Annotated in this window: 14 protein-coding genes and 1 pseudogene; 8 read left to right on the forward strand and 7 right to left on the reverse strand. The window is 70.2% G+C overall.

Annotated elements, in window-relative coordinates; genetic code table 11:
• Positions 1-50: 50 nt before the first annotated feature.
• A complete protein-coding gene (locus R4I43_RS09900) occupies positions 51-533 on the reverse strand; it encodes an Lrp/AsnC family transcriptional regulator (RefSeq protein ID WP_324265269.1) in 483 nt (160 codons plus the stop codon).
• Positions 534-689: 156 nt separating this feature from the next.
• On the opposite strand from R4I43_RS09900, the gene R4I43_RS09905 reads away from it, so the two are divergent.
• Positions 690-3,122, forward strand: a complete 2,433-nt coding sequence (locus tag R4I43_RS09905; RefSeq protein ID WP_324265270.1) for a PEP/pyruvate-binding domain-containing protein — start codon at positions 690-692, stop codon at positions 3,120-3,122.
• A gap of 150 nt (positions 3,123-3,272) precedes the next feature.
• Here R4I43_RS09905 and R4I43_RS09910 read toward each other — a convergent pair whose 3' ends face one another.
• Positions 3,273-3,614 (reverse strand): bifunctional 3-phenylpropionate/cinnamic acid dioxygenase ferredoxin subunit, encoded by a 342-nt coding sequence (locus tag R4I43_RS09910; RefSeq protein WP_324265271.1) that lies wholly within the window; start codon positions 3,612-3,614, stop codon positions 3,273-3,275.
• 291 nt (positions 3,615-3,905) lie between these two features.
• On the opposite strand from R4I43_RS09910, the gene R4I43_RS09915 reads away from it, so the two are divergent.
• Entirely contained in the window at positions 3,906-5,027 is a 1,122-nt protein-coding gene (locus R4I43_RS09915; protein ID WP_324265272.1) for an aromatic ring-hydroxylating oxygenase subunit alpha, read from the forward strand.
• Positions 5,028-5,042: 15 nt separating this feature from the next.
• On the opposite strand, the gene R4I43_RS09920 is transcribed toward R4I43_RS09915, so the two are convergent.
• Positions 5,043-5,312, reverse strand: a complete 270-nt coding sequence (locus R4I43_RS09920; protein ID WP_324265273.1) for a DUF3040 domain-containing protein — start codon at positions 5,310-5,312, stop codon at positions 5,043-5,045.
• A gap of 104 nt (positions 5,313-5,416) precedes the next feature.
• On the reverse strand, positions 5,417-5,860 hold the full coding sequence (locus R4I43_RS09925) for an FAD-binding protein (protein WP_324265274.1): 444 nt from the start codon (positions 5,858-5,860) through the stop codon (positions 5,417-5,419).
• 124 nt (positions 5,861-5,984) lie between these two features.
• On the opposite strand from R4I43_RS09925, the gene R4I43_RS09930 reads away from it, so the two are divergent.
• The 5 genes from R4I43_RS09930 (at position 5,985) to R4I43_RS09950 (ending at position 10,616) form a co-directional block, all read left to right on the forward strand.
• Entirely contained in the window at positions 5,985-6,413 is a 429-nt protein-coding gene (locus tag R4I43_RS09930; RefSeq protein WP_324265275.1) for an NfeD family protein, read from the forward strand.
• A 10-nt stretch (positions 6,414-6,423) separates the two neighbouring features.
• A complete protein-coding gene (locus R4I43_RS09935) occupies positions 6,424-7,626 on the forward strand; it encodes an SPFH domain-containing protein (protein WP_324265276.1) in 1,203 nt (400 codons plus the stop codon).
• 106 nt (positions 7,627-7,732) lie between these two features.
• The gene (locus R4I43_RS09940; protein WP_407691223.1) at positions 7,733-8,098 is read left to right on the forward strand and encodes a MerR family transcriptional regulator; all 366 of its coding nucleotides are present in this window, start codon (positions 7,733-7,735) and stop codon (positions 8,096-8,098) included.
• A gap of 150 nt (positions 8,099-8,248) precedes the next feature.
• Positions 8,249-9,727, forward strand: a complete 1,479-nt coding sequence (locus R4I43_RS09945) for a SulP family inorganic anion transporter (RefSeq protein ID WP_324265278.1) — start codon at positions 8,249-8,251, stop codon at positions 9,725-9,727.
• A gap of 64 nt (positions 9,728-9,791) precedes the next feature.
• Positions 9,792-10,616, forward strand: coding sequence for an SAM-dependent methyltransferase (locus tag R4I43_RS09950; protein WP_324265279.1), 825 nt, complete (start codon positions 9,792-9,794; stop codon positions 10,614-10,616).
• 34 nt (positions 10,617-10,650) lie between these two features.
• Here the strand turns inward: R4I43_RS09950 and R4I43_RS09955 are convergent.
• The 3 genes and pseudogenes from R4I43_RS09955 to R4I43_RS09965 all read right to left on the reverse strand — a co-directional run.
• A pseudogene (locus R4I43_RS09955) lies at positions 10,651-11,133 on the reverse strand (IMP dehydrogenase); the annotation flags it as partial.
• The gene (locus R4I43_RS09960; protein WP_324265280.1) at positions 11,037-11,417 is read right to left on the reverse strand and encodes a hypothetical protein; all 381 of its coding nucleotides are present in this window, start codon (positions 11,415-11,417) and stop codon (positions 11,037-11,039) included. The gene R4I43_RS09960 and the pseudogene R4I43_RS09955, both read right to left, overlap by 97 nt.
• A gap of 82 nt (positions 11,418-11,499) precedes the next feature.
• Positions 11,500-12,096: a TetR/AcrR family transcriptional regulator gene (locus R4I43_RS09965; RefSeq protein ID WP_324265281.1), complete on the reverse strand. Its 597-nt coding sequence runs from the start codon at positions 12,094-12,096 to the stop codon at positions 11,500-11,502.
• A gap of 186 nt (positions 12,097-12,282) precedes the next feature.
• Here R4I43_RS09965 and R4I43_RS09970 point away from each other — a divergent pair, with 186 nt between their 5' ends.
• The gene (locus R4I43_RS09970) at positions 12,283-13,170 is read left to right on the forward strand and encodes an alpha/beta hydrolase family protein (RefSeq protein WP_324265282.1); all 888 of its coding nucleotides are present in this window, start codon (positions 12,283-12,285) and stop codon (positions 13,168-13,170) included.
• The last annotated feature ends 84 nt before the right edge of the window (positions 13,171-13,254 follow it).

Below are 13,254 nucleotides of genomic sequence, written 5' to 3' on the forward strand. Positions count from 1 at the left end.
CTCGTCCGGCAGGACCGCCTCGAGAGCGCGTTCAACCGGCGATCGTCCGGTCAGCCCTCGGCCCCGGGCGGCAGCAGCGGGCCGCCGCGCCACTGGTGGAAGATCAGGTGCGTGTGCACCATGACGACCTCGTCCCGCGCGGTGAGCTCGTCGAGCACCAGCCTCTGCAGGTCCGCGGCGTCGGTGACGGTCACGTGGATGAGGAAGTCGTCCGGCCCGGTCAGGTGGTAGAGGTGGCGGGTCTCGGGCAGCGCCAGGACGTGCTGCACGAACGGATCCACCAGCGGACGCCGGTGCGGGTGCACGCGCACGGCCAGCATCGCCTCCAGCGGGCGACCGACCGCGCTCGGTTCGATGCGCACAGCCGACCCGCACATCACGCCCGCGTCCCGGAGCCGCGCCAGCCGGTCCGAGCAGGTCGAGGTCGCGATGCCCGCCCGCGCCGCCAGTTCGCGGTTGGACATCCGGGCGTCCTCCTGCAACGCCCGCAACAACCGCATGTCCACGACGTCGAGCTCCACCTGCGCACCCACGGGCGGCAGCCTACGGGCCGTTCGATTTTGACGCGTTCTTGACGGTCGGAAGTGGAATGCGGACCTACCATCTGGGCATCGGCCTGCTGGTCGTGGTGTGCCGGGAAGTCTGGTCGGCGGTGTGATGGTGTTCGCCGTTCGAGGCTTGGAGTGGTGATGGTGACCGGCAACGTTGCTCAGGTGGTCGAGCTCGCGCAGGTGGACGCGAGCATGCTCGGGTTGGTGGGTGGCAAGGCCGCCGGGCTCGGGGAGTTGATCGGGGCCGGGTTCCGGGTGCCCGGCGGGTTCTGCGTGACGACCCGGGCGCACGCGACCGGCGAGCTGCCCGAGCGCGAGGTGCTCGACGCCTACGCGCGGCTCGGCGGCGACCGGGTGGCGGTGCGGTCCAGCGCGACCGCCGAGGACCTGGCCGACGCCAGCTTCGCCGGGCAGCAGGACACCTTCCTCAACGTCAGCGGCGAGCAGGAGCTGCTGTCGGCGATCCGCCGCTGCTGGGACTCGCTGCACTCGGAGCGCGCCGTGGCCTACCGGGAGGCCAACGGGTTCGACGGCGACGTGCGCATGGCCGTGGTCGTGCAGCGGATGGTCGACGCGAAGGTCGCGGGCGTGCTGTTCACCGCCAACCCGCTGACCGGGACGCGTTCGGAGATGGTCGTCGACGCCGCGCCCGGGCTCGGTGACGTGGTCGTCGACGGGTCGGTCATCGCCGACCACTACGTGCTCGACGGGACAGCGCCGCGCACCGACGGGTGCCTGGACCGCGACCAGCTCGACGCGCTGCGCGAGGCGGGATCGCGGGTGCAGGAGAGCTTCGGCGCTCCCCAGGACGTCGAGTGGGCCATCGACCAGGACGGGGAGCTGTGGCTGCTGCAGTCGCGCGCCGTCACGACGCTCTTCCCGCTGCCACCGCAGACCGATGACCTGCGGGCGTACTTCGAGATGGGCCACATGCAGGGGATGACGCGGCCCTTCACCCCGGCGGGCATGTCGGCGATGACGCACGGCGCGAAGCTGTGGATGGACTCGGCCGGGCTCTCCGGCGGGGCCTTCGGTGATGCGATGGGCATCGTGCCGATCGGCGGCCGTCTGTTCATGGACTTCTCAGATCTCTTGCGCAACAAGCGGTTCCGCTCCCGGATGCCGCAGATGATGGAGGTCTACGGTCCGCGCAACGTCGAGATCGTGCAGCGGCTGCTCACCGACCCGCGCTTCGCGCCGACCACCGGCGGGCTGCCCTTCCCGGTCGGGCCGCTGCTGAAGAAGAGCCTCGTGGTCGTGCCGAAGGCGAAGTTCGAGCTGATCCGCACGCTGGCCTTCCCCGACGCTGCCCGCGATCGGGCGTTCCGCACCACCGAGAAGCTCCGGCACCAGGCCCAGGCCCCGGAGTTCGCCGACTCCGCCCAGCGGCTGCGCTTCGCCGAGGAGGTGCAGCGGGACTTCATGACGGCCTCCGAGGTGATCTGGCCGCTGTTCGTCGGCATCATCGTCGGCCAGGTGCCGAAGTCGCTGCTCAAGGGCATCGCGACGAGCTCCGAGCTGGACACCGTGCTGGGCGGGCTGCCGCACAACGTCACCACCGAGATGGACCTGGCGCTGTGGCGGCTGACGACCCGGCTCGGCCAGGCCGAGCGCGAGCTGCTCAGCAGCACGCCACCGGCCGAGCTCACCGCCCGCTACCAGGCCGGCGAGCTCCGCGACATCGGCTTGGACGACTTCCTCGCTCGGTACGGGCACCGCGCTCCGGCGGAGGTCGACGTCGGCGTCGCGCGCTGGGCCGAGGAGCCGACGCAGATCTTCGCCACCATCGCCGGCTACCTGCGCATCACCGATCCCGAGCAGGCCCCGGACCGCCGGTTCGAGCAGGCGGCGGCCCGGGCGGAGGCCGCGATCGACGAGCTCTTCGAGCGCGCCCGCCGCAAGCGCCCGGTCCGCGCGCACCTGGCCCGGTTCTGCATGCGCCGCGCCCGCAGGCTCACCGGGCTGCGCGAGCTGGGCAAGTTCGCGTGGTTGTACTCGCTGCAGTCGATGCGCCAGCAGCTGCTACTCATCGGCGAGGACCTCAGCGGTCGGGGCCTGCTGGAGCAGGCCGGGGACGTGATGTTCCTGAACCTCGACGAGATCCGCGCCGCCGTCGGCGGCAAGGATCAGCGGGCGCTGGCATCCGAGCGAAAAGCCCTCCACAACAGGGAAGTTCGGCGCCGGGTCGTGCCGATCGCGGTGCTCTCCGACGGCACGGACCTGGAGGCCACGGCCCCGGCCGAGGCCGCCGCTGACGGCGCCATGACCGGGCTGGGCGCCGCACCGGGCAAGGTCACCGGACCGGCTCGCGTCGTGCACGACCCGTCCGACGCGCGGATCGAGCCCGGCGAGATCCTGGTGGCCACCAGCACCGATCCCGGCTGGACCCCGCTGTTCATGACCGCGGCCGGGCTGGTCACCGAGACGGGTTCGCCGATGGCGCACGGCCCCACCGTCGCCCGCGAGTACGGGATCCCGGCGGTGATCTGCGTGCGCAACGCGACCACGGAGATCACCACGGGCCAGGTCATCACGGTGGACGCGACGGCGGGCACCGTCACACCCGGCTGAGCTCGCCCGGACGGGTTCGGCGGACCGGCCTGGTGGGACGTCGGAAGCGGTGGTCCGGGACGCGGTGCCGGGAGCGCATCGCCCTGCACCACGGGGGTGTGGCGCGACACCGTCCTGCTGGAACGCCGCCGCGCCGACTGAGCGGGAGGTTCAGGCCGCGCCTTCGGTTTCCAGCGGGAGCTCCGCTTCGCGCGGGGTGAGCTGGACGTAGACGGTGCCGCCTTCGACGAGCACCTGGTGCGTGCGCACCGCCCGCTTGGCCGGCGGGCCCGTCGGAGCACCGTCGCGCAGGTCGAAGAACGCCGCGTGCAGCGGGCATTCGACGAAGCAGCCTTCGACGAAACCGGCCGACAGCGATGCGTCCTGGTGGGTGCAGGTGTCGTCGACCGCGTAGAACACGCCGTCGGCGTTGAACACGGCGATCGGGACGTCGGCGACGAACCGGGTCGACTCGCCCGGGGCGAGCTCGTCGGCGCGGCAGACAGCGAACATCGAACCTCCTGTGTTGCGCATTAGAGAACCTGTAACGCCATGCGCAACAGCGTGAAGGTCATCCGAGGGGTGCGTCAATACGTCCGAGGCGTTGTCCTCCAGGCGGATTTCCCCGTTCACGAACGACATCCGCGCTTCACCCGCACCACGCGTCGGCTACCTCCCGGTAACTCGCGCGGACGTCTTGACAGCACCGGACGCGCGACCGCATCGTGTTGTCGATCGAGCAACGCGGTGCTGATCGCGCAACAACTGGATCACCATGCGGAACGAGCCGAAAGGCACCCCGAGATGACCGCTGCGGAGTTGCCGCAGAGCTTGCTGGCCACTCTTCCCGGACACCACTACACCGACCCGTCGATCTTCGCCCTCGAGCAGTCGCGGATCTTCGAAGCCGGGTGGTTCTGCGCGGTGCGCAGCGCCGACCTGGACCAGCCCGGCGCGTTCCAGACCGTGCAGGTCGGGCGCGAGAGCGTGCTCATCGCCCGGGACCGCAAGGGCGGCCTCAACGCCTTCCTCAACGTGTGCCGGCACCGGGGCGCCCGGCTGTGCACCGAGGAGTCCGGCCAGGTGCAGCGCTCGCTGCAGTGCCCGTACCACGCGTGGACCTACGGCCTCGACGGCAAGCTGATCGCCGCGCCCAACCTCGCCGGGATGCCCGACGTCGATCGCGGCCAGTTCGGGCTCAACCGGGTCCACCTGCGGGAATGGCTCGGCTACGCCTGGGTGTGCCTGGCGGGCGAGCCCCCGTCCTTCGAGAACACCGTGATCTCCGACGTGGCCCAGCGCCTCGGCGACGCCGGTGAGCTCGACGCCTACGACATCGCCGCGCTCGAACTCGGCGAGCGGATCCGCTACGACGTCAAGGCGAACTGGAAGCAGATCATCGAGAACTTCATGGAGTGCTACCACTGCGCCACGATCCACCCGGAGCTCACCGAGGTCCTGCCGGAGTTCGCCGACGGGTTCGCCGCGCAGTACTACGTCGGGCACGGGGCCGAGTTCGGCGACGAGGTGCGGGGTTTCACCGTCGACGGCGGCGAGGGGCTGCAGCAGCTGCCGGGCGTGGGCGAGCACCAGGACCGCCGGTACTACGCGATCACCGTGCGCCCGCAGGTGTTCATCAACCTGGTTCCCGACCACGTGATCGTCCACCGGATGTTCCCGCTGACCGCCGAGCGCACGATCGTCGACTGCGACTGGCTGTACCTGCCGGAGGTCATCGCCTCGGGCCAGGACCTGTCGCGCTCGGTGGAGCTGTTCCACCGGGTCAACCAGCAGGACTTCGACGCCTGCGAGCGCTGCCAGCTGGCGATGGACTCCCGCTCCTACGCCGCGGGCGGCGTCCTCGTCCCCAGCGAGCACCACATCGCCGAGTTCCACGACTGGGTCCGCGCCCGCCTCGCCGGCTGACCCCGGCCCGGCGGTTCAGGAGGGGGTGTCGAGCAGCAGGTAGCGGACCGCGAGGGCGCCGACCCCGAGGCTGATGCCGACGAAGATCAGCCCGGGGTTGGCGGAGAGCAGTCCCGTGGTGAACACCAGCGCGCCGAGCAGGGCGACCGCGATCGCCAGCCGCCGCCGGCGGACGGTGAGGGGATCCGGCGGTGTGTGCTTGACCGATGCGGCGAACCGCGGGTCGTTCTCCTCGAACCACCGCTCGATCTCGTGAAGCCTCCGACGCTCGTACCGACTCAACATCACGTCCTCCCCACACGGCCAGGAAGCCGTCGGACTGGTTCACCGCGATCAGCGGACATCACCTCCCGACTCAGCGATTGCGAGGAATCCGCGCAGGACTCCGGTCAGCAGCGGATTGTTCGACAGTTGGAGAGCGCGCGTGCGGACCCGGAGCGCAGCACCCGCTCGATGTCGCCGCGGAACAGCGAGAGCGGCCGATCCCCCAGCAGGGCGTGCTGCAGATCCGGCGGCATCCGCGCCAGCGGCCGACCCGATTCGGTGACGTGGAGGAGTTCGACCGGCTCCGGCTGCGCGGCACGCAGGGCCGGGACCAGGCCCATCCGCTCGGCCGCGTCGAACCCCAGACCGGAGAGCGTCAGCGCGCACCCGCCCGCTCGCAGCTCGGCTGCGCGCTGCACGAGCGCGACCCGCCTGCCGCTCCTGCTCAACCTCAGCGCGGTCGCCAGACCGGCACCACCCGCGCCCACCACCGGTGCACGTCCCTCGGCCACCATGACAGCTCCGTCCTCGAAGCGCAGCAGTGTCACGCCGACCAGACTTCCCGGCACACCATCGTCACCGCTCAGGTGCGATACCAATCAAGGTAGACCTCCTGTTCACCCGCTGTGAAGTGCCAGGACGCCAGCAGCGCGCGAACCGCCTGATCATGCCCGTTTCTGGCATTCTGAGGACGTGGTCGCGCTGTTGTGGCTCATCGCCGGCGTCGTGCTGGTCGCGGCCGAGGTCATCTCGGGTGACCTCGTGCTGCTGATGCTCGGCGTCGCGGCGCTGGGAGCCGCCGGAGCCTCCGCACTGGGCGCACCGCTGGCCGTCGACGCCGCGGTGTTCGCCGCGCTGAGCCTGGGGCTGGTCGCCCTCGCGCGTCCGGCGCTGAAGCGGCGGCTGACGCGGGGCGCCGAGCTCCGCACCAACGCGGAAGCCCTGATCGGCAAGAAGGCGCTCGTCGAATCCACTGTGGATTCAGCTGGTGGCCTGGTGCTGATCGACGGGCAGAGCTGGTCGGCGCGGCCGTTGGGCGACGACGAGGTGCTCGGCGCGGGCGAAACGGTGACGGTCATGGACATCTCCGGAGCGACCGCCGTCGTTTCAGGCGAATTCTGAGGAGGCCGACATGGACCCGACCGCACTGATCGTGCTCGCCGTCATCATCCTGCTGGTCGTCGTGCTCCTGGCCAAGACCGTGCTGCTGGTGCCGCAGGCGACCGCTTCGGTGATCGAACGCCTCGGCCGCTACCGGACCGTCGCGCAACCGGGGCTCAACCTGCTGGTGCCGTTCTTCGACCGGGTCCGCGCCCGCGTCGACCTGCGCGAGCAGGTCGTCTCCTTCCCGCCGCAACCGGTCATCACCCAGGACAACCTGACGGTGTCCATAGACACCGTCGTCTACTTCCAGGTCACCGACGCGCGCTCGGCGGTCTACGAGATCTCCAACTACATCACCGGCGTCGAACAGCTCACCACCACGACGCTGCGCAACGTCGTCGGCGGCATGAGCCTGGAGGAGACGCTCACCTCGCGCGACGCGATCAACACGCAGCTGCGCGGAGTGCTGGACAAGGAGACGGGCAGGTGGGGCATCCGCGTGGCGCGCGTGGAGCTCAAGGCCATCGACCCGCCACCGTCCATCAAGGACTCGATGGAGAAGCAGATGCGCGCCGATCGGGAGAAGCGCGCGATGATCCTCAACGCGGAGGGCACCCGCGAATCGGCCATCAAGACCGCGGAAGGGCAGAAGCAGGCGGCGATCCTGGGCGCGGAAGGCCAGAAGCAGGCCGCGATCCTCACCGCGGAAGCCGACCGGCAGTCCAGCATCCTGCGCGCCCAGGGCGACCGCGCGAGCCAGTACCTCAAGTCGCAGGGGCAGGCCAAGGCCATCGAGAAGGTCTTCGCCGCGGTCAAGCGCGCCAAGCCCACGCCGGAGCTGCTCGCGTACCAGTACCTGCAGACGCTGCCGAAGATGGCCGAGGGCGACGCCAACAAGGTCTGGGTCGTGCCCAGCGACTTCAGCAAGTCGCTGGAGGGCTTCGCCCGGAGCCTGGGCAAGGCCGACGAGGAGGGCGTCTTCCGCTACGAACCGCCGGAGCAGCCCGAGGACGCTCCCCCGGCCGAAACCGTGGAGGACGCGGTGCAGGCCTGGTTCGACACCACCACCAACCCCGAGGTCGCCGAGGCGGTCCGCGCGGCCGAAGCCGTCGCGCGCAAGGAGGTCCCCGGCCCCGGCGAGTTCGGCACCCAGGTGCCCGTGCCGCGACCGAGCGCGGCACCGCGACCGTCGACGTCCGCGCCCGACGCCCCGGGACCGGACCAGACCTGACGGCCGGTCCGGGGCGCTGCTTTGCGTACCGTGATGCCATCCGGGGCGTGCGCGGGCGACGTCCGGGCGGTGACGATCGAGGAGTGGTTCGGGCGTGGGTGAGCGGATGCAGATCGGCGAGGTCGCCGAGCGCACGGGGCTGTCGCTGCGCACGATCCGCTACTACGAGGAGGTCGGTCTGGTGGTGCCCAGCGCTCGCAGCCAGGGCGGGTTCCGCCTCTACACCGACCCCGACGTCGATCGGCTGGAGCTGATCAAGGGCATGAAGCCGCTGGGCTTCCAGATCGACGAGATGCGCGATCTGCTGGCGCTCCTCGACCCGGTCCCGGGGTCCCCGGAGGTCGAGGACCCGCAGCGCCGGCTGGCCGAGTTCAGCGCCACCGCCGAGAAGTCCTGCCAGAAGCTGCGCACGAGGCTCCAGCTCGCCGAGAAGTTCGCCGCGATGCTGCGCGAACGCGTCGACCACGCGTGATCCCGGACTCATCCGGCCTGCTGGGTTCGGGAGTTCCGGAAACTCTCATCTAACGTAAGGGAAGAGTTGCCGGGCAACGCCGCCCCTCTCCCCTGCTCCCCTCCCGCCGCGATCGGACGATGCGGCGCCTGAAACACGTCTGGTTGTCGCGTGCCCGAGCTGTCGCTGTCCCGTCCTGCCTGGCTGTCGCCGAAGGTCGCCCGAACCGAGGTGCTCGGTGGTCTGGTCGTCGCACTGGCGCTGATCCCGGAGGCGATCTCGTTCTCGATCATCGCCGGGGTCGATCCGAGCGTGGGCCTGTTCGCCTCGTTCACGATGGCGGTGGTGATCTCGATCGTCGGCGGCAGGCCCGCGATGATCTCGGCCGCCACGGGTGCGATCGCGCTGGTCGTGGCGCCGCTGGCGCGCGAGCACGGGATGGGCGTGCTGGTCGCCACCGTCATCCTGGGCGGGGTGTTCCAGGTCGCGCTCGGGGCGCTGGGCGTGGCGAAGCTGATGCGGTTCGTGCCGCGCAGCGTCATGGTCGGGTTCGTCAACGCGCTGGCCATCATGATCTTCATGGCGCAGGTGCCCGAGCTCATCGGAGTGCCGTGGGCGGTCTACCCGCTGTTCGCGGCGGGCCTGGCGATCATGGTGCTGTTCCCGAAGCTGACCAGGGTGGTCCCCGCGCCGCTGGTGTCGATCGTGGCGCTGACCGCGGTGACCATCGCGGCGGGCATCGCCGTGCCGACCGTCGGCGACAAGGGGGCGCTGCCGTCGTCGCTGCCGGTGCCCGGGCTCCCGGACGTGCCGTTCACGCTGCAGACCCTGCAGACCATCGCCCCCTACGCGCTGGCGTTCGCGCTGGTCGGGCTGATGGAGTCGCTGATGACGGCGAAGCTGGTCGACGACATCACCGACACGCGCTCGAACAAGACCCGCGAGTCCATCGGGCAGGGCGTCGCCAACATCGTCACCGGCCTGTTCGGCGGCATGGGCGGTTGCGCGATGATCGGCCAGACCATGATCAACGTCAAGACGGCGGGGTCCCGGACCCGGCTGTCGACGTTCCTGGCCGGCGTGTTCCTGATGGTCCTGTGCATCGTCTTCGGGCCGCTGGTCTCGCAGATCCCGATGGCGGCGCTGGTCGCGGTGATGGTGCTGGTCTCGGTGGGGACCTTCGACTGGCACAGCATCGCGCCGAAGACGCTCAAGCGGATGCCCGCGGGCGAGATCATCGTGATGCTGGTGACAGTGGCCGTGGTCGTGGCCACCGACAACCTCGCTATCGGCGTGGTCGTCGGTTCGATCACCGCGATGGTGATCTTCGCGCGCCGCGTGGCCACCCTCGTCGAGGTCACCTCGGTCACCGACCCCGACGGCGGCCAGGTCGTCTACCACGTCACCGGTGAGCTGTTCTTCGCCTCCAGCAACGAACTCGTGCACCGGTTCGACTACGCCGACGACCCCGACGAGGTGGTCGTCGACCTCACCGACGCGCACATCTGGGACGCCTCCACCGTCGCCGCGCTCGACGCCGTCACCACCAAGTACGAGGCGCGCGGCAAGCGGGTGGACATCGTCGGGCTCAACGAGCCCAGCGCCGCCATGCACGGGCGGTTGAGCGGCGAATTGTCCGGAAACCACTGAGGGCGTTCGGAAATCGAGACCGCCCAACATCGACACCGCGATCTCGGCAGGCGATCATGTCCGCATGCAAGTCGAGCGTCCTGCCGCCGACATCGACACCTCCTCGCCCAGCGTCGCCCGCGGTTACGACCACTGGCTGGGCGGCAAGGACAACTTCGAGGTCGACAGAACGATCCTGAAGGCCATCGAGGAGATCGTGCCCGAGGCCAGGCCGCTCGCCCAGGAGAACCGGTACTGGCTGATCAGGGCCGTGCGGTTCCTGAGCTCGACGCTGCACGCCGGGATCGACCAGTTCCTGGACCTGGGGTGCGGGCTGCCGACGATGCAGAACGTGCACCAGGTCGCCCAGGCCAACAACCCGGACGCCGTCGTGGTCTACGTCGACAACGATCCGACCGTCGCCGCCTACGGGCGCGCGATGCTCGCGGAGAACGAGAACACCCACTTCTCCATCAACGACCTGCGCAATCCCGACGACATCCTCAACGACCCGGTGATCACCCGGAACCTGGACTTCGAGCGCCCGATCGCGCTGATCCACTCGGGCACCTTGCACCACGTCTCCGACGAGCACCGGCCGCGCGAGGTCATGCAGCGCTACGTCCAGGCGCTGGCTCCGGGCTCCTACGTGGCGATGTCGCACTTCAGCTGGCCGCCGGAGTCGGCCGAGCACCGCGAGATGGCCCGCAAGATCGAGGGAACGCTGCACGAGATGGTCGCCTCCTGCTGGTGGCGCAGCAACGAGGAGGTCCTGTCGTTCCTCGACGGGCTGGAGGTCCTCGCCCCGGGTCTGGTCCGCACGGTGGACTGGTGGCCCGAAGGCCCGTCCCTCACCGGGAATTCCGAGATCACCAACCTCATCTACGGCGCGGTCGCCCGAAAGCCCTGACCCGGGGCGCCTTCCCGGCCGAACGTACCGCAGCGGCGACGACGTCGGTGGCTCCGAACTCGCGCCCCAGGTCGGTGCGGTCGGGGTGCCGACCCATGAGGACGATCTGCTCGGCGCCGAGGCGCTTGGCCGACAGCACCGCCAGCAGCCCCACCGCTCCGTCACCGATCACCGTCACGCGGGTGCGCTCGTCCACGCCTCCGGCGACGGCCGCGCGGTAGCCGCGTCGGACAGCGTCAGCAGCGATGGCATCAGCGCCGAGTCCGGCGCGACGGGCAGCTTGACCAGCGTGCCGTCGGCGAACGGGACGCGGACCGCCTCGGCCTGACCGCCCTCGCCCGGCTCGGTGTCCCAGAAGCCCGTCGGCGGGCGACATCGAACCGTAGGGCCACAGGTCGCTGCCGCAGATGCAGGACGCGGTCACGGTGACCAGCGCGTCGGTGGGCTGTTCGAGCTCGGAGTCCGGGACGTCCTCCACCCGGACGTCGCCTGCCCCGTGCATGAGTGTTGCGCGCATGACTCCCTCTTTCGCTGGCTGGACAGGGTGTGCCGCGTCCCGAAGCTCACCAGCTCGCGCACCACCTCTTCGATCCGCCGCTCGTCGATGCGCGCGAGCAGCGCGCGCAGCTGCGCGTCGGGCTGCTGCGGCGGGATCGGCTCACCGGGCGGCAGCGCTCCTCCGACGGCGGGACGCAGGTCAGCGGCCCCGGCGGTGCCGGAGAGCACGACGGCGCCGGTGATCCCGGCGGAGGCGGACAGGAAGGCGCGACGGCTGTGACCAGCACCAGAAGAGGAACCCATGCACAGCTTTCTACGTGTCCGCACACGCCCGAAGAATCAACCGAAAAGCCCACGCCGGGCGCCCGAACGGGCCACTCGGGTTTCAGCTACCGCTCGCCCACCCGGTGACGCGGCGCTCGAGCTCGGTGACGAGGTCTTCGAACGCGGCGTTCACGCGCTGCTCGTCACCGCTGGTGAGCAGGTCCACGAAGAGCCCGCGCATGCCCGCGAGCAGCGACGTCGCGACCGTCTGCGCTTCAGCCTCCGGGCAGCCGTGGCGCACCAGACCCGCGGCGATGAGCTCGGTGCGCTGCCGCATCGAGGACGCGACGGCATCGACCAGCGCCGGGTCCCCGTACATCGCGCGACCGGTGATCGCGATGAACAGCCGGACGTACCGCCGCCCGCGTTCGCCGGTGGCGCGGCGCCAGATGGCGCGCATCGGGTCGGGGTCGTCGCGCGGCAGGTCGGGGACCGACAGGGTCTCGGCCAGCACCCGGTCGACGATCTCGGCGACGAGCCGGTCCTTGGAGGCGAAGTGGTGCACCAAGGTCGCGTGGCTGACCCCGGCGGACTGGGCGACCTTGCGCAGCGACAGATCGTCGAGCCCCTTCTCGAGGGCGTGCTCCGTCGCGGCGGTGAGCACCTCACCCCGCCGGTGCTGGAAGCGCAGCTTTCGGCCGTCGACCCGTTCCTCCACACCGACAGCCTAGTCCTCCGCGAAATTGGTTGACCGATTGGTAGAGCTACCTTAGAGTCGATCGCGTTCCGGAATTCCTCCTCCTGCGACGAACGTGTTCCGCAGGACCGCACGACCCCCGGGGAGATCAGTCAGGGCACATCCAGCGCGCCCGGATCGGCGGGCGCATTGCGACAAGGGCGAAACATGGAATTATCCCGTTCCACCCGTCCACTCTCCCGATTCCGCCGACTGCTGGCCGTTTCCACGGCCGTGTTCGGCCTGCTCGCGGGCAGCGTGACGCTGGCCCAGGCGGCCGAAACCGCCGACGTGCACGGCCCCGACCCGACCGAGGAGTCCATCACCGCCCCGCGCGGCCCGTTCGAGGTCGACGAGGAGTCCGTGTCGCGCTACAGCGTCCAGGGCTTCGGCGGCGGAACGATCTACTACCCCACCGACACCGCTGACGGCTTGTTCTCCGCGGTGTCGATCTCCCCGGGCTACACCGGATCCCAGGACTCCATCGCGTGGCTGGGCCCGAGGCTGGCCTCGCAGGGCTTCGTGGTGTTCACCATCGACACGATCACCACCTCCGACCAGCCCGATTCCCGAGCCCGCCAGCTGCAGGCCTCGCTGGACTACCTCACCGACGACAGCAGCGTGAAGGTCCGCATCGACCCGGCGCGGCTCGGCGTGATGGGCCACTCGATGGGCGGCGGCGGTTCGCTGAAGGCGTCGTTGGACAACCCGGCGCTGAAGGCGGCGATCCCGATGACGCCGTGGGACACCACCAAGGACTTCTCCGGCGTGCGCACCCCGACCCTGATCATCGGCGCGCAGGACGACACCGTCGCCCCGGTCGCCCAGCACGCCAAGCCGTTCTACGAGAGCCTGCCCGACGACCCGGGCAAGGCCTACCTGGAACTGGCCGGTGCCAGTCACTTCGCGCCCAACACCGACAACACCACGATCGCCAAGTCCAGCATCGCCTGGCTCAAGCGGTTCCTCGACGACGACACCCGCTACGACCAGTTCCTGTGCCCGCCCCCGCAGGACGCGGAGATCTCGGACTACCAGTCCACCTGCCCGTACTGATGGGCGACCCGTTGCGGGGGCGGCCCCCCGGGGGGCCGCGCCCCCAACGCCGGAAAAAACCCCAGAGCCGGAAGAGGAGCCCCA

It is taken from the genome of Saccharopolyspora mangrovi (assembly GCF_035320975.1).
Taxonomy (GTDB): Bacteria; Actinomycetota; Actinomycetes; order Mycobacteriales; family Pseudonocardiaceae; genus Saccharopolyspora; species Saccharopolyspora mangrovi.

Bases quoted from the DNA above. Each gene is read 5' to 3' on its own strand.
- R4I43_RS09920 (WP_324265273.1), bottom strand. From the start codon at position 5,312: ATGTTGAGTCGGTACGAGCGTCGGAGGCTTCACGAGATCGAGCGGTGG.
- R4I43_RS09940 (WP_407691223.1), top strand. From the start codon at position 7,733: ATGCAGATCGGCGAGGTCGCCGAGCGCACGGGGCTGTCGCTGCGCACG.
- R4I43_RS09970 (WP_324265282.1), top strand. From the start codon at position 12,283: ATGGAATTATCCCGTTCCACCCGTCCACTCTCCCGATTCCGCCGACTG.
- R4I43_RS09910 (WP_324265271.1), bottom strand. From the start codon at position 3,614: ATGTTCGCTGTCTGCCGCGCCGACGAGCTCGCCCCGGGCGAGTCGACC.
- R4I43_RS09905 (WP_324265270.1), top strand. From the start codon at position 690: ATGGTGACCGGCAACGTTGCTCAGGTGGTCGAGCTCGCGCAGGTGGAC.
- R4I43_RS09960 (WP_324265280.1), bottom strand. From the start codon at position 11,417: ATGGGTTCCTCTTCTGGTGCTGGTCACAGCCGTCGCGCCTTCCTGTCC.
- R4I43_RS09950 (WP_324265279.1), top strand. From the start codon at position 9,792: ATGCAAGTCGAGCGTCCTGCCGCCGACATCGACACCTCCTCGCCCAGC.
- R4I43_RS09935 (WP_324265276.1), top strand. From the start codon at position 6,424: ATGGACCCGACCGCACTGATCGTGCTCGCCGTCATCATCCTGCTGGTC.
- R4I43_RS09915 (WP_324265272.1), top strand. From the start codon at position 3,906: ATGACCGCTGCGGAGTTGCCGCAGAGCTTGCTGGCCACTCTTCCCGGA.